The sequence below is a fragment of the Thermococcus sp. genome (genome assembly GCF_026988555.1).
Taxonomy (GTDB): Archaea; Methanobacteriota_B; Thermococci; order Thermococcales; family Thermococcaceae; genus Thermococcus.
Genome location: NZ_JALSLB010000054.1, coordinates 85545 through 103407, shown reverse-complemented (window position 1 = coordinate 103407; position 17863 = coordinate 85545). Strand labels below are relative to the sequence as shown.

The 17863-nt window shown below is 54.4% G+C and carries 21 protein-coding genes; 18 read left to right on the top strand and 3 right to left on the bottom strand.

Annotated elements, in window-relative coordinates; genetic code table 11:
• Positions 1-51: 51 nt before the first annotated feature.
• Positions 52-1125: an ATP-binding protein gene (locus MVK60_RS08355; protein ID WP_297438300.1), complete on the top strand. Its 1074-nt coding sequence runs from the start codon at positions 52-54 to the stop codon at positions 1123-1125.
• On the opposite strand, the gene MVK60_RS08350 is transcribed toward MVK60_RS08355, so the two are convergent.
• Positions 1126-3051, bottom strand: a complete 1926-nt coding sequence (locus MVK60_RS08350; RefSeq protein WP_297438298.1) for an arginine--tRNA ligase — start codon at positions 3049-3051, stop codon at positions 1126-1128.
• Between the two features lie 72 nt (positions 3052-3123).
• Between MVK60_RS08350 and MVK60_RS08345 the strand changes: the two genes are divergently transcribed.
• Both MVK60_RS08345 and MVK60_RS08340 read left to right on the top strand, forming a co-directional pair.
• Positions 3124-3408 (top strand): lipoate protein ligase C-terminal domain-containing protein, encoded by a 285-nt coding sequence (locus MVK60_RS08345; protein ID WP_297438296.1) that lies wholly within the window; start codon positions 3124-3126, stop codon positions 3406-3408.
• Positions 3405-3983, top strand: coding sequence for a stage II sporulation protein M (locus MVK60_RS08340; protein ID WP_297438294.1), 579 nt, complete (start codon positions 3405-3407; stop codon positions 3981-3983). The genes MVK60_RS08345 and MVK60_RS08340 overlap by 4 nt, the downstream gene beginning before the upstream one ends.
• Here the strand turns inward: MVK60_RS08340 and MVK60_RS08335 are convergent.
• A complete protein-coding gene (locus MVK60_RS08335) occupies positions 3912-5048 on the bottom strand; it encodes a DUF354 domain-containing protein (RefSeq protein ID WP_297438467.1) in 1137 nt (378 codons plus the stop codon). The two genes, MVK60_RS08340 and MVK60_RS08335, sit on opposite strands and share 72 nt — an antisense overlap.
• Before the next feature lie 140 nt (positions 5049-5188).
• Here MVK60_RS08335 and MVK60_RS08330 point away from each other — a divergent pair, with 140 nt between their 5' ends.
• Genes MVK60_RS08330 through wecB form a run of 3 tightly spaced genes read left to right on the top strand, consistent with a single transcriptional unit; the run spans position 5189 to position 7748 of the window.
• Positions 5189-5326, top strand: coding sequence for a hypothetical protein (locus MVK60_RS08330; RefSeq protein ID WP_297438292.1), 138 nt, complete (start codon positions 5189-5191; stop codon positions 5324-5326).
• Between the two features lie 5 nt (positions 5327-5331).
• Entirely contained in the window at positions 5332-6618 is a 1287-nt protein-coding gene (locus tag MVK60_RS08325; protein WP_297438466.1) for a UDP-N-acetyl-D-mannosamine dehydrogenase, read from the top strand.
• Positions 6615-7748 carry a non-hydrolyzing UDP-N-acetylglucosamine 2-epimerase gene (wecB, locus tag MVK60_RS08320; RefSeq protein WP_297438290.1) on the top strand — a complete coding sequence of 378 codons (1134 nt, stop codon included), beginning with the start codon at positions 6615-6617 and terminating at the stop codon, positions 7746-7748. Before MVK60_RS08325 ends, wecB begins: the two co-directional genes overlap by 4 nt.
• A 16-nt stretch (positions 7749-7764) precedes the next feature.
• On the opposite strand, the gene MVK60_RS08315 is transcribed toward wecB, so the two are convergent.
• Positions 7765-9024, bottom strand: coding sequence for a radical SAM protein (locus MVK60_RS08315; protein ID WP_297438288.1), 1260 nt, complete (start codon positions 9022-9024; stop codon positions 7765-7767).
• 187 nt (positions 9025-9211) lie between these two features.
• Between MVK60_RS08315 and MVK60_RS08310 the strand changes: the two genes are divergently transcribed.
• The 12 genes from MVK60_RS08310 to MVK60_RS08255 all read left to right on the top strand — a co-directional run bounded on the left by MVK60_RS08310 (position 9212) and on the right by MVK60_RS08255 (position 17860).
• Entirely contained in the window at positions 9212-9712 is a 501-nt protein-coding gene (locus tag MVK60_RS08310; RefSeq protein ID WP_297438286.1) for a regulator, read from the top strand.
• Between the two features lie 233 nt (positions 9713-9945).
• Positions 9946-10479: a Na+/H+ antiporter subunit E gene (locus MVK60_RS08305; RefSeq protein ID WP_297438284.1), complete on the top strand. Its 534-nt coding sequence runs from the start codon at positions 9946-9948 to the stop codon at positions 10477-10479.
• Positions 10476-10730 (top strand): monovalent cation/H+ antiporter complex subunit F, encoded by a 255-nt coding sequence (locus MVK60_RS08300; protein ID WP_297438282.1) that lies wholly within the window; start codon positions 10476-10478, stop codon positions 10728-10730. Before MVK60_RS08305 ends, MVK60_RS08300 begins: the two co-directional genes overlap by 4 nt.
• A complete protein-coding gene (gene mnhG, locus MVK60_RS08295; RefSeq protein ID WP_297438280.1) occupies positions 10727-11092 on the top strand; it encodes a monovalent cation/H(+) antiporter subunit G in 366 nt (121 codons plus the stop codon). The genes MVK60_RS08300 and mnhG overlap by 4 nt, the downstream gene beginning before the upstream one ends.
• Complete coding sequence (locus MVK60_RS08290) at positions 11089-11373, top strand: DUF4040 domain-containing protein (protein WP_297438278.1); 285 nt, start codon at positions 11089-11091, stop codon at positions 11371-11373. The genes mnhG and MVK60_RS08290 overlap by 4 nt, the downstream gene beginning before the upstream one ends.
• Positions 11374-11375: 2 nt before the next feature.
• Positions 11376-12083, top strand: coding sequence for a Na(+)/H(+) antiporter subunit B (locus MVK60_RS08285; protein ID WP_297438464.1), 708 nt, complete (start codon positions 11376-11378; stop codon positions 12081-12083).
• A complete protein-coding gene (locus tag MVK60_RS08280; RefSeq protein WP_297438276.1) occupies positions 12076-12426 on the top strand; it encodes an NADH-quinone oxidoreductase subunit K in 351 nt (116 codons plus the stop codon). Before MVK60_RS08285 ends, MVK60_RS08280 begins: the two co-directional genes overlap by 8 nt.
• The gene (locus MVK60_RS08275; RefSeq protein WP_297438274.1) at positions 12423-13910 is read left to right on the top strand and encodes a proton-conducting transporter membrane subunit; all 1488 of its coding nucleotides are present in this window, start codon (positions 12423-12425) and stop codon (positions 13908-13910) included. Before MVK60_RS08280 ends, MVK60_RS08275 begins: the two co-directional genes overlap by 4 nt.
• The gene (locus MVK60_RS08270; protein ID WP_297438271.1) at positions 13907-15790 is read left to right on the top strand and encodes a proton-conducting transporter membrane subunit; all 1884 of its coding nucleotides are present in this window, start codon (positions 13907-13909) and stop codon (positions 15788-15790) included. Before MVK60_RS08275 ends, MVK60_RS08270 begins: the two co-directional genes overlap by 4 nt.
• A complete protein-coding gene (locus MVK60_RS08265) occupies positions 15791-16687 on the top strand; it encodes a respiratory chain complex I subunit 1 family protein (protein WP_297438270.1) in 897 nt (298 codons plus the stop codon).
• A gap of 10 nt (positions 16688-16697) precedes the next feature.
• Positions 16698-17288, top strand: a complete 591-nt coding sequence (locus tag MVK60_RS08260) for an NADH-quinone oxidoreductase subunit B family protein (RefSeq protein WP_297438268.1) — start codon at positions 16698-16700, stop codon at positions 17286-17288.
• On the top strand, positions 17279-17860 hold the full coding sequence (locus MVK60_RS08255; protein ID WP_297438266.1) for an NADH-quinone oxidoreductase subunit C: 582 nt from the start codon (positions 17279-17281) through the stop codon (positions 17858-17860). Before MVK60_RS08260 ends, MVK60_RS08255 begins: the two co-directional genes overlap by 10 nt.
• The last annotated feature ends 3 nt before the right edge of the window (positions 17861-17863 follow it).

Sequence of the window (17863 nt, the reverse complement as noted above, 5' to 3'; positions counted from 1 at the left end):
CGGGAAGTTTTTAAGTACCGGTACCGATACCTGGTATCGGGGGCGATACCTATGCTCTTTGACCCGAGACCAAAGGAGAGAAGGGAGGAGATGTTTGACAGAGAGGAGGAACTTGAAGCCATCCTCAGAGGCATGGGGGAGTACCCAATAACCCTTATCATAGGAATCCGCCGCGTGGGTAAGAGCTCCCTTCTAAAGGCGGCCCTTAACGAATATCAGGGAGTCGGACTCTACCTCGATGCCCGCAGGCTCTACGCGGCAGGGAGCGGAAACATAAGCGCCTCAGTGATAACGGACGAGCTCAGTAGAATACTCATTGGAAGGGGCCGTTTTGGATTTCTCAGGGGCATGAGCATTGAGAAGGTGAACATTGGGGGAATCCAGATCAAATCCCGCGACATGGGGTTTATGGACGTCATTGAGGTTATCAACAGGATTGGGGAAAAAACGGGCCATAAGGCCATCCTGGCCTTTGACGAAGCCCAGTATCTAAGATTCTACGGTTCCCGGGGTGGAAAGGATCTGCTGGCTGCCATAGCCCACGCCTACGACTCAATGCCCAACCTGGGTTTTGTATTCACAGGCTCGGAGGTTGGACTTCTCCACGACTTTCTGGGACTGGATGACTACTCAAGCCCCCTCTACGGAAGAATCTACGAGGAGGTTGAGGTCAGACCGTTTCCGAGGGAGCTTTCCGAGGAGTTCCTTAGAGTGGGCTTCTCAGAGGTTGGATTGAACGTACCGAAGGACGACATCAGAAGGGCCGTTGACGAGCTGGATGGAATACCCGGGTGGCTCGTTGAGTTTGGATTCAATTACTGGAAAAAGGGAGACCCAGAAAAGGCCCTGGAAACCACGATGGCAAAGGCGAGGAGCATGATACGGGAGGAACTACTAGAACTTGAAAGACGCTCCCCGAGGTACACCCTCATCCTACGCGCGGTCTCCATCGGACTATCAAGATGGTCCGAGTTAAAGGACTACGTGGAAGCAAAGAGTGGCCCCATAACGAACGCCAGGCTGACCAATCTCATCAGGAACTTGGAAAAGATGGGGTGGATAAAAAAGGAGAACGGGGGATACAGGATAATAGACCCCGTGGTGGAAAAAGTGCTGAGGGAGTGATCACATTTTCTCCGGCGCCTCTATTCCAAGCAGCTCGAGCGCGTTCCTCAGCACCTGCTTCGTCGCCAGGACGAGCAGCAGGCGCTCTTCCAGTATCCCCTCCTCCGCCTTGAGCACGGGGTGGTCCATGTAGAACTTGTTGAAGAGCGAGGCGAGCTCGTTGGCGTACCACGGGATGAGATGGGGCTTGACGTCCCTGCCCGCCCCCTCCACGACTTCGGGGAACTTGGCGAGGAGCTTTACCAGTTCCTTTTCCCTGTTGGTGAGCCTCGAAAAGTCCGCCCTCTCCATGAGGGCCTCCCAGTCGGTCTCGATGCCACCGTCCGCGGCCTTTCTGAGGATGGACGCACACCTGGCGTGGGCGTACTGAACGTAGGGGGCGCTGTCTCCCTCGAAGTTGAGAACATCATCCCAGCGGAAGGTTATCACCTTGTCCGGGCTGTACTTGACGAGGTTGTAGCGGACGGCGCCAACCCCGACGGCCTCGGCTATGTGCCCCTTCTCCTCCCCGCTCAGGCCGGGGTTCTTCTCCTCCACGAGGGCCCTGGCACGCTGAACGGCCTCGTTGAGAACCTCATCGACGGTAAAGCCAACCCAGGTTCCTTTTCTGCCCGAGAACTTGCCCTCCTCGCGGACAATGTGTTCGTACGCAAGGTGGTGGAAGTTCCCGGCGGAGTCCTCAAAGCCAAGAAGCTGAAAGGCGTACTTGATGGCCATCTGGGGGTGCTTCTGCTCGGCACCGATGACGTTGATGACCACATCGGCTTTCCCGAACTTCCCGGGCATCGCTTTCCCATCGGGGGCGGTCGTCCAAGTTTCGTGCTCTTCGTTCTCCCACGGCTTGTAGAGCATATCGGCACTGACCTTTCCGAACTTCCAGAGGTGATAGGCTATGTCCTTTCCGGTGTATGTAGCGGTTCCGTCGCTCCTCTTGAGGACGAGGAAGGGATTCTTCATGTCCGGGAAGAGCTTTCTAAGGTCCATCACGAAGGCTCCTTTGTACTTGCCTTCCTCCGCCCAGAAGAAGTTCTCGTTGGCCTCGATGAGCTTGTAGGCCTCATCGAAGATTCCGCTCCGCATTATGTCGCTCTCCCAGCTGAGGAGGTCGTAGTTTATCTTCATGCGGCTGGTAGTGAGCATCTGCGCCCTGACAACCCTCTCCGCGAGCTTTCTGCCGATTTCCGCTATTTCGTTGTCCCCCTCCTCGAGCTTCTTCATCAGCTCACGAACTTCCCCATCAACATCGGGGTTCTCCTCTATGCGCCTGTTAACCTCGACGTAGAGGAGCCCCATTACGTGGTCAATGAAGTCCTCCTTGAGGCCCTTTTCCCTCATCTCCGCCTCGATCCTGTCGAATTCCTCTTTGAGGTTCAGGTAACCCCAGAGAACCTGGGCAAACTGGACGCCGAGGTCGTCTATGTAGTTCTGAACCTCGACGGTGTAGTCGAGCTTCCGCATTATCCTTGCCATGGTATCGCCGAGAACCGAGTTCCTGGCGTGCCCCATGTGGAGTGGCTTAGTCGGGTTCACGGAAGTGTGCTCGACGATGACCTTCTTCCCTTCCCCAAGCGCGCTCTCGCCGTATGCGTTTTTCTTCTCAAGTATCTCGCGGACGAGCTCCCGTCCGAAGGTGCCGTAGTCCAGGTAGAAGTTGATGTAGCCGTTGACCGCTCTGACCTCTGAGATTTCCTCGGGGAGCTTCCCACCGAGCCTCTCCGTGAGTTCCTCCGCTATGAGCTTTGGCGCCTTCCTGAAGACCCGGGCAAGCTGGAACGAAACCGCCGTTCCGAAGTCGCCGAGCTCGATGTTCGGGGTGTCATCGAACGTTATCTCCCCGCTCCATTCTTTCCCCGCCTCTTTCAGCATGTCCTCAAGGGTTTCCTGAAGGATGAGCTTCATTTTCTCCTTAACTTCGCCGTATCCCATTCACACCACCGCTCCCACTTGGGCCCAACCTTTAAAAACTTCTCCCGCTAATTTACTCTAGGGGTAGGTAGGATGGAACACAGGGTGGGCGAACACAAAGCAAAAAAGGGCCTCATAAGGATTGAGTTCGACGAGGAGAACGGGATCGCTAGACACGTTAAGATAACGGGGGATTTTTTCATGCACCCCGAAGACGCGCTTGCAGAACTGGAAAGAAGACTGGAGGGCCAAAGGGTAGCCGAGCTGGATGGCATGATAGACGAGTTTTTTGCACTTAGACTTGACGTGGAAACACCCTACGTGAACTTGGAGGACTTCAAGATAGCTTTAAAAAGGGCGTTGGAGGGTGGACGGTGAGCGAAGGGAACTCAAAGCGATTCTCTCCGGGCAGGTCATTTCTTCTTCTGCTGGGCATTTTCCTAGGGGTTAGCTTTCTGGGCTACGCCTTCGCGGCGTTAAACAACAGCGGTGCTCTGACCGTTACACGGTCTATAGCACAGAGGATGGGCCCCCTTTACGACTCGAGTTTCAGGAACTTCCTCAAGATATTCACGAACAACGTTACGGTTGCCTTCTTTATGATGATATCTGGGCTCTTCTTCGGCCTGGGCCCCTGGCTCATAATGGGGTTCAACGGCTTCGTGGTGGGGGTGGTGGTTAGGGTGGTTCAGAGTGTACGGGGGTTCTCAATGGAGCGTATCCTCCTGGGGCTCATTCCCCATGGTGTGTTTGAGATACCGGCCCTGGCCCTGGCCGGAACCGCAGGGATAGTATGGTACAGGGAGATCGTTGGGGGTGATGGTGAGGCGGGTAAAAGATTCCAGGAAGGGGCAGTGAGAGCTCTGAAGCTCTTTGCGGCATCAGTTCTGCTCCTTCTCGTTGCGGCGTTTGTTGAGGCCTATATAACCCCCAGGGTTGCCGGTCTGGGATAGCTCTTCTATTTTTACAGTTGTGAAGGTCCCCGATTCCTCGTAGGATTCTATTTCCCTGAGCAGCACGTTCATCGGGTTCTCTAGGCCCGCGACAATGCTCCGAATGTAGGCTCGGTAGCTACCGTTCATCTCCATCATTTCCTCGGCGGCACGGGCAACCTCCAGTGGGTCAGTCGAGTGAAATTTCAACCCCTTGGAAACCAGCCACTCGGTAACCGCCAGCAGTTTTCCGGGGTAAGTTGAGATGGTCGGGGTTCCAAGGGCTATCGCTTCCCGGTTCATCGTCCCCCCTGCTCCTATCATAATCTTTGCGTAGTACAGAAGGCTCAAACTGTCCACGGCATGGTCTGGTATTATAACGTTTGAGAAATGTTCCAGCCGCTTTTTCTGCCCTTCGGTACGTGGGAACAGCACTATCTGAATGTCCGGGAGGAGAGGAATCACGTCCTCCAAGATGCTCTTTTCGGCGTCGCCCGTGAAGTAGTTGGCCTTAATGGGCTCGGTGCGCATAACGAGGTAACCGTTGCGCTTCAATCCGAGCTCCTTAAGGACGCCGTCATCCGGGGTAAAACCGTAGAGATGGGCGAGCTCAGCGAAACCATTCAGGGGGCGCATGCCGTTGGGGTCGGCGCCGCACCTGAGAAGCTCGTAGGCATCTATGGCCTTAGGGTAGACGAGAAGGCTCGTGTACGGGAGGATAAGCTTGTTCTGTGCAACTGCGGTCTCGTTATCAACGAAGCCTATGGTTGGGACCTTTAGCCCGAAGGCGACTCTAGGGGCCTCCGTGGAATGTTTGTAGAGGGCAATATCCGGCTTCTCCTCGATGATGAGTTTCGATAGTTTGTACATTCTTTCGGCGCTCATCAGGAGCTTGCCCTCCAGTGTGGCACCCCCGTGCTGACCCACGGCGTAGTAATCGAAGCCGTACATGTCAAGAATGTCGGTCAGGCCGTCGAACTCTCGCGCTGTCACGAGAACCTCGTGGCCTGATCTTTCAAGTTCCCGGATCACCCCTTTGAAAAAGTGAACGTGAGGAGCGTTAGTTATATCCACCCATACCTTCATTCTACCCACCATACTACTGGACAACTCTGTTCAATATAAGGGTTTCCCAAAAACGGTTTTTAATCCCCGTTTCACATGGTTCCCCATCTTTCCGTTTGGCCTTAACCCAGTCCTAACGCTTTCTCTCGGTGAAACCGGAGATGGTAGAAATGAACGTGGGCAACCCGGCTCTTTCGAACTACGAAAGTGGTTTAAACCTCGGAAAAAACTTAAAGACCCTTTTGAAACCGTTTTCTGGAAAAGACTTTTATCCCCTGATCGAAAATCTTCTGCGGTGAGGTTCATGAGGGAACTTATAGAGAGCAGAAACGCAAGGATCGCGGTTATCGGTCTAGGTTACATAGGTCTGCCCACGGCGATAATGTTCGCCAGTGCCGGCTTTGAGGTCACCGGCTTTGAGGTGAGGGAGGAGGTCGTTGAGAGACTCAAAAACGGCACGTCTCACATAGCTGAACCCGGAATCGAGGACCTCCTTGGGGAAGCCATTGAAAGCGGCAGGCTGAACCCTACATCCAATCCCGAGGACATAAGGGACAGGGATGTTTATGTGGTGTGCGTCCAGACCCCCCTTGGCGACGATGGCACCCCGGACCTATCCTACCTGGAGAGTGCGGTCAAGACCGCCGCAAAGGCCATGAAAAAAGGTTCCCTCATAATCATAGAGAGCACGGTACCCCCTCTTACGACCCTCAAGATGGCGGGGCTCATCGAGGAACTCACCGGACTCAAACGTGGTGACGATTTTTACATGGTTCACGCCCCGGAAAGGGTCATGCCCGGCAGGATATTCAAGGAGCTGGTGTACAACTCACGCATTTTCGGCGGTGTGACCCCAGAGAGTGCCGAGCTGGCGGAACTGCTCTACCGCTCCTTTGTCAAGGGCCAGACCTTCAAAACCAGTTCAACCGTTAGTGAGGTTGTAAAGCTGATGGAGAATACGTTCAGGGACGTTAACATAGCGCTGGCCAATGAGTTCGCCTTTCTTGCACACCAGTACGGGATAGACGTCTTTGAGGCCATAGAGCTCGCCAACACGCACCCCCGGGTCAGGATCCACACCCCGGGGATAGGCGTTGGCGGTCACTGTCTTCCGAAGGATCCGCACCTTTTGGTCTGGCCGGCCAAGGAGGATTTTGGTCTGATAAAGCTTGCGAGGGAGATAAACGATTCGATGCCCCTCTTCACGAAGGACCTTCTTTTCGAAGCCCTGAAAACTCTCAACATTCCGCCGGAAGAGGCGAAGGTGGCTGTCTTTGGGATAGCCTACAAGGGCGACAGCGACGACACGAGGAACTCGCCGGCACTTACCTTCGTTGAGGGTATCAGGGAAGACGTCGCTGAGGTTAGAACCTACGATCCCTTAGTCCCGGGCACGAGCAGAAGTATCGAGGAAGCCGCTGAAGGAAGCGATGCGGTCGTTATAGCAACCGACCATTCCGCCTTTAAGTCCCTCAACTGGGAGGAGCTCGGGAAGCTCATGAGAACGAGAATCCTGATAGACGGCAGGCACGTCGTCGAGAACCCGCCGAGGGGCTTCCTCTTTAAGGGCGTCGGGAGGGGGGAGTATTGAGGCCCGCCTTCGTATTCGGCACCCGGCCGGAGATAATAAAGCTCGCGCCAGTTGTAAGGGCTTTTGATGAACTGGGGGTTGAATCCCTTCTAATACACACCGGCCAGCACTACGACTATGAGATGAGCAGGGTGTTCCTTGAAGAACTCGGACTGGACGACATAGACCACCACCTAGAAGTTGGCTCTGGAACCCAGGCCGAACAAACCGGAAGGGCAATGATGGGGATAGAACGGGTTTTGATGGACGAGAAACCGGACGTAACTCTCGTCCAAGGTGATACAAATACTGTTCTGGCTGGAGCTCTGGCGAGTGTCAAGCTGAGGATTCCGGTGGCTCACGTTGAAGCAGGATTGAGGAGCTTCGATAGGACGATGCCGGAGGAGATAAACAGGGTTCTGGCGGATCACGCAAGTGAGATCCTCTTTGCTCCAACGGAGGAGGCCAGAGAAAACCTTGAACGGGAAGGGATAGTGGAGAACGTTTACGTTGTCGGAAACACGGTTGTTGATGCCGTTCTTCAGAACTCGGAACTGGCAGAGAAAAAAAGCAACGTTCTTGAACGCCTTGGCCTGAAATCGGGGAAATACATCCTCGTAACTGCTCACCGTGCCGAGAACACCGACAGAAAGGAAAATCTTGAGAAGCTAGTCGAGATATTGGAGAACCTTCCTATCAAGGCGGTTTATCCAATGCATCCGCGTACGAGGGGCAAACTTGGGGAGTTCGGCCTCATGAGGCGCGTTGAGGTTATCGACAACTTGATGATAACAAAGCCCCTCGGTTATCTTGACTTCTTGAGGCTGGAACGGAACGCGAGGCTCATCATGACGGATTCTGGGGGAATTCAAGAGGAGGCCATAATCTTAAATGTGCCATGCTTGACGCTCCGCTACAACACCGAGAGACCGGAAACGGTAAAAGCCGGTGGAAACGTCCTTGTCGGGCTTGAATTGGATAGGGTCCTTCATTATGTAGATAAATTGCTCACTGATGAGGGGTTCTACAGTATGATGGCAACTGCACCCAATCCCTTCGGCGATGGAAAGGCCGGCGAGAGGATAGCCAAGGCCCTTCTGAATCTCTGGGAGAATGGGGAGTTAAAGGTAACGACCTCCAGGTTTATCTAGGGATCCTTTCCGCCCGCTAAAATGGGGTTCCAATGTAGATTCCATGCCTCGTCCGTACTATTTTCACCCTTATCCTGTCCCCCACTTCAGCCTCCGTGTTGATTACCTCTATCAGCCTGTTGCGGGCCTTTGCAAGCATCTCCCCCTTTATTCTACCCGGGAGGACGACTTCAGCCTTAACAACCTCACCTGGCCTGAAGGAGAGGGGTATGAACTCCCGTTTTTCCATGCCGAAGTGGCCTGGTTTGAGGACGAGGGGCCTCATGCCCGTCTTTTTCTCCAGTCCCCTAAGCCATCCGTAGAACTCCCTGAACGGAACCACTCGGGCTATTGTGGGATTCCTTCCGAATTTGTAGGGTACGTAGTTCTGAAATCCGATGGCGGGCCAGCGTTTCCCTGCCCCAATCCTCCGGGCGAACTCTATGAATGCCTCGGCCTCATCGTCGTTGATTCCAAAGATTATGACCGGAGCTATGAGGACGTCTATCCCCGCGTTTACCAGGGCCTCGGCCATGTCAAGGACGTGATCAAGGTCGTATCTCCTCATCCCCATGAGCATCTTTGCCTTGTCTGAATTGAGGGAGTGGATGGAAAGGTTAACCCTGTCGAGGCCGGCCTCTGCCAGCTCTTCGACGAGTTTGTCCGTTAGTAGAACGCCGTTGCTCTGCATGGAGACAACCGATACGTTGGGGTGTTCCCGGAGGGCCTGGACGAGCTCTACGCGGAAAGGATAGAGGAGCGGTTCCCCCTGCCCGTCAAGATGGGCTTCAATGCCCATTCCCTTGATCCTCGCAACGTTGTTAAACCACTCCAAGAGATAATCAATGTCAACGACGTAGTCGAGCTTTCTCGTCCTGGAATAAGGACCCTCATCGACCGAGCAGAATACGCAGGAGAGATTGCAGCCTGTGACACCGCGTACCTGAATGAGGTTGGTGCCCCTGTCGATGAGCCCGAACGCGTTGTAGCCCAGGAGTGGGACATCCATGCCTTCGTGAATGTAGACGATCGACCGTCCGGTGTACACGTTCATCAGGCGACTGCCAAGGTTATTCTGGAGGAAAAGGGCGATGAACTTTTCAACTCTTTCATAGTCCGTTCCCACGATTAGGGCCCCGTCATCAACGGAGATTAGGGGGCTCACTCGAAATTTTCTCCGGATGATCTCCTCAAGCTCGCTCTTCTCAAAGTCTGCATAAAGGGTGTTCCGCCATATCAGTCTGATTCTATCATCGGCCTCTTCAAATCTGGAGTGGGGTAGCCTGAGCCGTATCATGTTTATGGACTACAGAGGGGCATTTAAAAATACGGCGATGGCTAAAATATCCGTCCAGGGATGTTCGTGGATGCTCAGGGATACCAAAAGTTTTTAAAGCTTTAACCAGTGTGAGCATGCTGGCATGGAAACATTTTAATATTATTGAATTAAAGAGTCTAGCGATGGACTACTATGGGTGGTTGAGATGTGGGGAAAGGTGGAGCATTACTTTGATGAATACCCTGTGAGAAAACAGATCGCAAAGACACTTCTGAAGTACGGTCTCAAGGTTTCGGATGATATGAAGATCAAAGCCGGTGATATTGAGGTCCCCTACACCAAAATAGCCAAGGCCCTAGACGTTGACCGACGGGTTGTCAAGGAAACGGTGGGTATGATACTCAAGATTCCGGAACTCAGGGACATATACATGAACCTTGAACCAACGGTGCACATGAAGTACGTCGGGAGACACGTTGGATACGGTGTCATCGAGATAGAGCCCGAGCCGCGTGCCATCGGCATCCTGGCCAAGATCGCACAGAAAATAGCCGAACGGGATATCAACATAGTCCAGGTTGTCGCGGAGGATCCGGAACTGTACCCGGAGGCAACCCTGACGATAATCACGGAGAGGCCCGTGGCGGGGGATTTGATCAACGAGCTCTCCAAACTTGAGGGTGTTAAGAGGATTTCAATCTATTGAACCGGTGTCTTTTTCCCCTTTGACGCCCTTTCCCGTGAAACTCCGCGGGGCATACTTGACCATTCGTTGGCTCTAACGCACTCTTTTCTGCAAAGGGGGACATTTTTGGCGCCGGCACCTTAACCAAAAGTTCTAAACCTGGGGTTTTTCCGGAAACGTTTATAAGTAATTGTTTAAAAGTCACCTGTAGCTACTGCTAGCTTCGAGCTGAAACTCAACTGGAGGGTTGTTCAATGGGGGAAGCAAGCAGAGTAAGTAGGTATCTGTACACTGTGATCGTGCTGTTCATAATATGGCTGTTCCTAACGGCCAGTATCGACCCACAGGAGCTGGGATTCGGTTTGCTGCTGTCGCTTATAGTGGCGGCTTTTACGTACGAGATCTTCACCACCGGGGGGCTGGCGAACCTCCATCCAAAGAAGATCATCTACGCTGCGGCGTACATACCGTACTTTCTGTGGGCCATGATAGTGGCCAACCTTGACGTGGCGTACCGGGTTCTCCATCCAAAGCGCCCGATACGCCCTGGGATCGTTCACTGCAGGACGGTACTGAATACCGACGCCGGAAAACTGGCGCTAGCAAACTCAATCACCCTGACGCCTGGAACGATAACACTCGACGTGGACGACGACGATTACTTCATACACTGGATATGGGTTCCGGATGAAGTCCTCCACGCAGAGACTGAGGATGAGCATGTAAAAAACGCATCCTCCGCAATAACGGTGCCCTTTGAAAAATTCCTGAAGGTGATCTTCGGATGATGGGAGTCAACGTTTATCTTGTCCTGATAGCGATCGCGCTTCTGCTCAGCATGTACAGGGTATTCAGGGGGCCGACCACGGTTGACAGGCTGGTGGCGGTGGACATCATGACAACCATAACCGCCGGCCTCATGGTTCTCTTCGCACTCTACTACAAGAGGATGATATTCCTCGACGTTGCACTGGTGTACGCGGTCCTGGCCTTTGGAGGCGTCATCGCCTTCGCGCGCTACTTGGAGGGAGGGATATGAACGCCGCGGCCGTAATCGGAGAAGCCCTGGTGCTGATAGGTACGTTCTTCTACTTCCTCTCAGCGCTGGGTCTCATCAGGATGCCGGATGTTTACAACAGGATGCAGACTTCAACTAAGAGCGCCACACTCGGTTCACTCGGTGTTGTGGTTGGCACTGGAATCTGGGCCATTGGAACCAGCTACGGAAGCTGGTCATGGCTGGTGAAGACGATAACCATAGCCACATTTCTCCTGCTGACGAACCCCATAAGCGCCCATGCGCTGATAAGGGCAGCTTACAAGAAGGGCATCCCGCTGTGGCATGGCAGCGTCCTTGACAAGTACGGGGAGCACTTGAAGCAGGAGGGGGGAGAGGAATGAACTGCATCAGCTGTATCGACTACATCATCATAGGGATTATGGTACTCTCAGCAGTGTTTGCGGTGGAGTGGAGGGACCTGCTGGCGGCAGTGGTTGGTATGGCGGCGGTCAGCCTGTTTGCGTCGCTGCTGTTCTTCTTCCTGCAGGCACCCGACGTTGCCATGACCGAGGCCGCCATAGGTGCCGCCCTCAGCGGGGCCGTCTTTATATTCGCCATAAAGCGGACGAGGAGGTTTGAAACCGAGGAGGAAGAAAAGCCAGGGTGGTGGGTGAGATGGTGAGCATCCTGAAACGCTCTCTTGCCATCATTACGATACTGATAATCGGATACTGGCTGGCCGTGGCGATGTCCCACATCCCCTTTGGTCAGGATAAGATGCTGGTCGGCCAGTACTACCTCAACCACGTTAAAGACCAAACTGGTGCGGTAAACGCCGTTACCGCGATAGTCGTCAACTACCGTGGATTCGATACGCTCGGTGAGGTCACGGTGCTTTTCATAGCATCCACCGGCGTTGGAGCGTTGCTCTGGAAAAGAAAGAGGGAGAGGACGGCTAGAGTCCCTGGAAGCGTCGTGCTCACCACGGGTACGAGGTTTCTGTTCCCGTTCATAGTGCTCTTCGGTGCCTACATATTCATCCACGGACACCTCACTCCGGGAGGAGGCTTCCCTGGTGGTGCCACTATAGCAACGGGTTTCCTGCTCCTGTACATGGCGTTCACGGTGTACGAGATACCGCACAAGGGTTTCGAGGTGACCGAGGGACTGGTCGGGATGAGCTACGTAGCGGTCGGCCTTATCGGGCTGCTCATAGGCAGCTACTTCCTGTACGACTGGATATGGCAGACTTGGCATGTTGGAACCGTTGGAAAGCTCTTCAGTGGCGGTTTCATTCCAATAATCTACATCCTGATAGGCCTCAAGGTTGGAACCGAGCTCAGCGGAATCATAGATAACATGCTCAAGGAAGGGGTGAGTGGCAATGATTGAAATCAGCGCCTACTATTTCGGAGCTATAGCCCTGATAATGATCGGCCTGTACGCTGTGCTGGTCAAGAAGAACCTGCTCAAGATGCTCGTGGGCCTGAGCATCATGGAGACGGGGGTCAACCTGCTCCTCATAAGCATCGGGTACATCAATGGGAAGAGTGCCCCAATTCTCAGCGAGGGGGTCGGCCCTAAGGGCGCCGTTGACCCCATTCCCCAGGCCCTTGTCCTCACCGCAATCGTCATCGGCGTTGCAACGACCGCCATGGCCCTTAGTGCCGCCATAATCCTGTACGAGAAGTACGGAACCCTTAACATCGAGGAGATAAGGAGGTTGAGAGGATGAACGGTCAGTACGCATCACTCCTCATAGCTATACCCCTGATAAGTGCGTTCTTCGTTCCGGTAATCAAGGCCGCAAGCAAGAAGGCAGTGATGCCGTTTCTGGTGCTTGTCACGGCGGTTCAGACGGCAGCGGCTGCATGGGTTTTCAATGAGGTCTACACCACAGGAAAGCCAATAATCGTCATGGCGGGTAAATGGCAGCCCCCCATTGGAATCGACCTTTACATCGGCCACTTTGCGGCGCTGTTCGTGTTCATAGTAGCCGCGGTAAGTTTTCTGCTCAGCATATACAACTTCAAGACAATCAAAATCGAGCCGATCGACAAGTACGCCATGCTGTTCCTGTTGCTTATGCTTGGGGCAACTGGGATGATAGCAACGGGCGATATCTTCAACCTCTTCGTCTTTATGGAGATAACGTCAATAACCGCGTACGCGCTCACCGCCTACAACAAGACTGGGGAAGCGGCAGAAGCCTCTATGAAGTACATGATCCTGGGTGGCATAGGTTCAAGCTTCTTCCTGATAGGCATAGCCATCATCTACGGCTCCCTTGGGACCCTGAACATGGCACAGATCGCCCAACTGGCAGGTTCCATGAACGCCACCGCCGCTCAGGCTGGACTGGCCCTGCTTATCTTTGGCCTTGCGGTTGAGGCCGAGCTCTTCCCGCTCAATGCGTGGGCACCCGACGCCTACCAGGCCGCGCCGCACCCCGTGACCGTCATGTTTTCAGCGTTCGTTGTCAAGGCGGGTCTCTACGCGGCCGCGAGACTGCTCTACCTCATGCAGGCTGTGGGCAGCTGGCACTCCGTGCTCAAACTGGTGGTCATCATGGCGACCCTGACGGTGATCGTGGCTGAGTTCTCGGCCTTGAGACAGAGGAACGTCAAGAGGATGATAGCCTACTCCAGCATATCCCAGGTGGGCTTCATAGCCCTAGCGCTTGCCCTTGGGACCCAGGCTGGCGTTGACGCTGGGGTCTTCCATATGGTGAACCACGCGATAGTCAAGGCTCTCCTCTTCATCGCCGTCGGCTACGTTGCGGTGGAGTTGGGGGGTGACGAGGTGGAGAACTTCAGAGGGCTCGGGAGGCGGATGCCGATCACGGCGTTCAGTATAACGATCGGCTCACTGGCGGTCATTGGAATCCCGATGTTTAACGTGTTCTGGAGCAAGCTGAGGATAATACTGGCGACAGTTGACGTCGGCTACACGTGGGCCGCGGCCCTCGTGCTGATAGCCAGCGTCGTGGAGGCGGTCTATTACCTGAGGCTGCTACACGTGATGTGGTTCGAGAGAAGCGGGGAGAGGATCACAGAGAGCGCTGCACTGGGTGCCATAATGTTGCTTCTGGTGGCCGTTGTAATAGTCATCGGCGTCTACCCGGACTACGTCTGGAACCTTGCCCAGAAAGCCGGGGCCGATATCTTCAACGTCGCCCAGTACATTAAGAACGTGCCCTTGATGGGGGTGGGAGCATGATCAACGAGGTTACAATAATCCTCTTCGTCCCGATATTGGCGGGGATCCTTGCCTGGGTGCTCGATGTTAAGGGCGTGCGGGAGCTCATCGGCCTTGCGGGTGCGGTCGTCCCGGTGGCTTACCTCATAAAAGCCTACCCCACGGTGGCGGATGGGAAGTCCATCACCTACTCCTTCACCCTGGGGAGCTTTAACATGAGCTTCGCCCTGAACACCATGACGTGGTACTTCGCCATCATTGGGGCAGTTCTGGGCCTTACAATGGCACTCGGCATGGTGTCGACCGCGAAAAGCGGCTACAACTGGCTATTTGCCCTCATGAGTTTCACAGCCGTGCTCGGTGTCTTCACAGCCCAGGATTTCGTGAGCTTTTTCCTGTTCTGGGAGCTCATGACGTTCGCCAGCTTTATGATGGTGCTCAAGTACAACAGGCACGCTTCGTTAAAGTACTTCGTCCTCAGCGTCATCGGTGCCTACTCGATGCTCCTTGGAATCGCCCTTGTGTACGCCAGAACGGGGGCCCTTGACTTCACCACGATATCCCAGATATTTGCCAAGGATGCCCAGCTCACCGGACTCTCCGGCATGGGTTACCACGCCACACTCACGTTCAGCAGAACCGACATGATCCTGTTGTTCACGTTCTTCCTGACGGCGTTCGGTGTCAAGGCGGGAGCATTTCCACTCCACGTCTGGGCACCCGACGCCTACAGTGAGACGGATCAGAGCTACACCACGTTCTTCAGCGGTGTTCTCAGCAAAGCTGGAGTCTACGGTATATTCTACGTCCTCCTCATGATGATGGGTGCCAAGCTTTACTTCAGCCTCGGGACCTTCCACGGCCATCCGCTCTTTCTCTACATCATCGCTTGGATAGGGGCGATAACCGTTGTGGTGGCCAGCTTCCTTGCGGTGCTTCAGGAGGACCTCAGAAAGCTCCTTGCCTACTCCTCGGTCGGACAGGTCGGCTACATCCTCTTGGCGATAGGAACCGGTACCGCCCTTGGTTTTAGCGGGGCGCTCTTCCACGTCCTCAGCCACGCGATATTCAAGGGGCTGTTCTGGCTCGTGACCGCCGCGGTCATACTAAGAACTGGAAAGACTAGGTTCGAGGACTTCGGAGGACTGGCTGAGAAGATGCCGATAACCTTCGCAATGGGCCTCGTGGCGGTGCTCAGCCTCGCGGGAATACCACCGATGGCCGGCTTCGCCAGTAAGTGGTTGATCTACGAGGCGGCAATCCAGGCGCACATGCCCCTGGTGGCCGGTGCGATATTCCTCGGAAGCGCGCTGGCGTTTGCCTACGTTGTTAGGTTCCTGTACTCTCTGTGGTTCGGGCAGAGACCGAGTGACCTTGACGACGTTAAAGAAGCACCAGCACCCCTCCTCATCGGAATGGGCATACTTGGAATACTGAACATAGTCTTTGGAATAGCCCCGGGTCTGGTCGTTGAGTACATCAACAAGCTGTTCAGGAAGCCGGTCATCACCGGAAACTACTACAAGATGATAACCCCCAACGGAACCTACAACGCCCTGAGTGTTGCTCTGGTGCTCGTTGCAGGTATAGTGATAGCGGGGCTTCTGTACGTGTACGGAGCCAGAGCTAGGAAGGTTCCGGTCACGGACACATACCAGTCGGGTAACCCTGTCACGGAGGACTACAACCTCAGCATAAGGTGGAACTTCTACAGGCCGCTCGCCGAGGCCCTTGACTTCTGGCTCAAGTACAGCTGGGACAGGTTCTACGAGAGGCTGGGCCAGTTATCGGAGGACTTTGCCGACGTTCTCAGGAAGAGCGTCTACAACGGCAACGTTCAGTCCTACTCATGGTACCTTGCAATAGTGCTGCTGATACTCGCACTGTGGGGGGTGTTGTGAATGAACTTCGACGTCAGGCTAGTCCTTGAAGTTATCGGAATGCTGCTCTACGCCACCTTCATGGGCTTCATATTTATGGGAATCGAGAGAAAGGCGATGGCGAGGATACAGAGAAGGGTCGGTCCGCCGATATACCAGCCGATTATAGACACCCTCAAACTGCTTGGAAAAAAGGAGAGCATCAGCCACGGCTTCATCTACGACTTCGGTCCGATATTTGCCCTCGGCGCCAGCATAACCGCGTTGCTCTTCCTTCCCCTGGCAAACTTCCAACTCTTCAGCAGCAACGCGGACCTCATAGTCGTCGCGTACCTCCTTGAGGTGCCGATGCTCGGTATAATGCTCGGTGCCATGAGCTCTGGAAACCCGTACTCGGCTCTCGGTGTTCAGCGTGGCCTCCTCACAATGGTTGCCATGCAACTCCCCTACGGCCTTGCGATAATCGCCATCGTCCAGCACTTCGGAACGTTCAAGTTGGGCGAGATAGTGGCCCTTCAGCAGATCCACGGATGGAGTATCCTGGTTCCTGCACTCCTGCTGGCGATGATAGTCTTTGACATAGTCTTCCAAGCGATGATCGGGCTGGAACCCTTCGACATCATAACCGCCCCAGCGGAAATCTCTATGGGTCCAATGCTTGAGTACGGCGGCAAACAGGCGGCGATACTCTTCACCCAGCACGCGGTTCAGCTCTTCGCTGAGACGGCGTTCTTCGCCATACTGTTCCTCGGCGGAGCGAGCAACCTCCTTGAGTTGCTCATCAAGCAGATAGCGGTGCTGTTCATTGCGATATTCGTGGCCAGTATCTACCCGAGGTTCACCATCGACCAGGCTGCGAAGTTCTTCTGGAAGTGGCCGACGATAATCGGAATAATAGCCGTGTTGCTGACGGTGTGAGGTGATGTGAATGAGCGAGAAGAAAAATGACGATTTCATAAGCTACGAGCTCCAGGAGTTCAAACTCTTCGAGCCCCTGTTTCGATGGGCCAGAAAGAAGAGCCTCTGGATAGTGGCGTTCTGTACGGGGTGCGGCGGTATCGAGATGCCACCCCTTGCCACAGCCAGATATGACTTCGAGCGCTTTGGAGTAATGCCCAACCCTGCGCCGAGGATGGGTGACCTCTTCCTCATCACAGGCTACGTCACCCCGAAGACCCTCAAGAGGATCATCATAACCTACGAGCTGATGCAGGACCCGAAGTACATCATGATACACGGATCATGCCCGATAAACGGCGGCGTTTACTGGGACTCCTATAACGTGGTGAAGCAGTTCGACAGATACCTGCCGGTTGATGTTGCCATAGCGGGCTGCATGCCGAGGGCCGAAGCCGTTATGGACGGGATAATGGAGATAATGCGCAAGATAGATGAGGGAACCGCTGACGGATGGAAGAGGTACCGGGAGAACTACGAGTACTACAGGAAGAACCAGGATGAGCTTTTTGGTGAAGACTGGCGTGAGAAAGAAGCGAGGAGGTGGCTGGCATGGATATGAACGAGAAACCCAAGGTCGAAGAGAAAGTCGCGAACACCGAGGAGACCAAGCCTGAAATTCCCGAGACCAAAGAGGGGAGGCTCGTTGAGGAAATACTGAGAGAAGCGCCTTACGCCGAAGGAAACGTCAGGCGCGAGCGGCGCGTTGAGTTCAAGGTTCCCTCAGAAAGGATAAAAGAATTCCTTGAGACCGCCCAGAAAAAGTTTGAGATGCTCATACAGATAACCGTCGTGGACTGGCTCAAGGAGGGGGAGTTTGAGGTGATCTACCATCTCTGGAGCGTGGATGAGAGCATTCATGCTGCGGTAAGGACTAGGATTCCACGTGAGGACCCCAGACTCCCGACGGTCATGGATATATGGCCCGTGGCGGAGACTTACGAGCGCGAAGGTCATGAGTTCTTCGGAGTTATGTACGAGGGCAACCCAAGGCTCGGGCCGTTCATCCTTGAACCGAGGGAATACGAGAAGCACCCCTTCAGGAAGGACTTCAACATGCTTGGGTACGTGAAGGGGATATACGGCGAGGACTTCGACAGGTACGATGAGAGCAAGACCAACTACGTGATATGAGGT

Bases quoted from the DNA above. Each gene is read 5' to 3' on its own strand.
- MVK60_RS08355 (WP_297438300.1), top strand. From the start codon at position 52: ATGCTCTTTGACCCGAGACCAAAGGAGAGAAGGGAGGAGATGTTTGAC.
- MVK60_RS08350 (WP_297438298.1), bottom strand. From the start codon at position 3,051: ATGGGATACGGCGAAGTTAAGGAGAAAATGAAGCTCATCCTTCAGGAA.
- MVK60_RS08345 (WP_297438296.1), top strand. From the start codon at position 3,124: ATGGAACACAGGGTGGGCGAACACAAAGCAAAAAAGGGCCTCATAAGG.
- MVK60_RS08335 (WP_297438467.1), bottom strand. From the start codon at position 5,048: ATGAAGGTATGGGTGGATATAACTAACGCTCCTCACGTTCACTTTTTC.
- MVK60_RS08330 (WP_297438292.1), top strand. From the start codon at position 5,189: ATGGTAGAAATGAACGTGGGCAACCCGGCTCTTTCGAACTACGAAAGT.
- MVK60_RS08325 (WP_297438466.1), top strand. From the start codon at position 5,332: ATGAGGGAACTTATAGAGAGCAGAAACGCAAGGATCGCGGTTATCGGT.
- MVK60_RS08315 (WP_297438288.1), bottom strand. From the start codon at position 9,024: ATGATACGGCTCAGGCTACCCCACTCCAGATTTGAAGAGGCCGATGAT.
- MVK60_RS08310 (WP_297438286.1), top strand. From the start codon at position 9,212: ATGTGGGGAAAGGTGGAGCATTACTTTGATGAATACCCTGTGAGAAAA.
- MVK60_RS08305 (WP_297438284.1), top strand. From the start codon at position 9,946: ATGGGGGAAGCAAGCAGAGTAAGTAGGTATCTGTACACTGTGATCGTG.
- MVK60_RS08300 (WP_297438282.1), top strand. From the start codon at position 10,476: ATGATGGGAGTCAACGTTTATCTTGTCCTGATAGCGATCGCGCTTCTG.
- mnhG (WP_297438280.1), top strand. From the start codon at position 10,727: ATGAACGCCGCGGCCGTAATCGGAGAAGCCCTGGTGCTGATAGGTACG.
- MVK60_RS08290 (WP_297438278.1), top strand. From the start codon at position 11,089: ATGAACTGCATCAGCTGTATCGACTACATCATCATAGGGATTATGGTA.
- MVK60_RS08280 (WP_297438276.1), top strand. From the start codon at position 12,076: ATGATTGAAATCAGCGCCTACTATTTCGGAGCTATAGCCCTGATAATG.
- MVK60_RS08275 (WP_297438274.1), top strand. From the start codon at position 12,423: ATGAACGGTCAGTACGCATCACTCCTCATAGCTATACCCCTGATAAGT.
- MVK60_RS08270 (WP_297438271.1), top strand. From the start codon at position 13,907: ATGATCAACGAGGTTACAATAATCCTCTTCGTCCCGATATTGGCGGGG.
- MVK60_RS08265 (WP_297438270.1), top strand. From the start codon at position 15,791: ATGAACTTCGACGTCAGGCTAGTCCTTGAAGTTATCGGAATGCTGCTC.
- MVK60_RS08260 (WP_297438268.1), top strand. From the start codon at position 16,698: ATGAGCGAGAAGAAAAATGACGATTTCATAAGCTACGAGCTCCAGGAG.
- MVK60_RS08255 (WP_297438266.1), top strand. From the start codon at position 17,279: ATGGATATGAACGAGAAACCCAAGGTCGAAGAGAAAGTCGCGAACACC.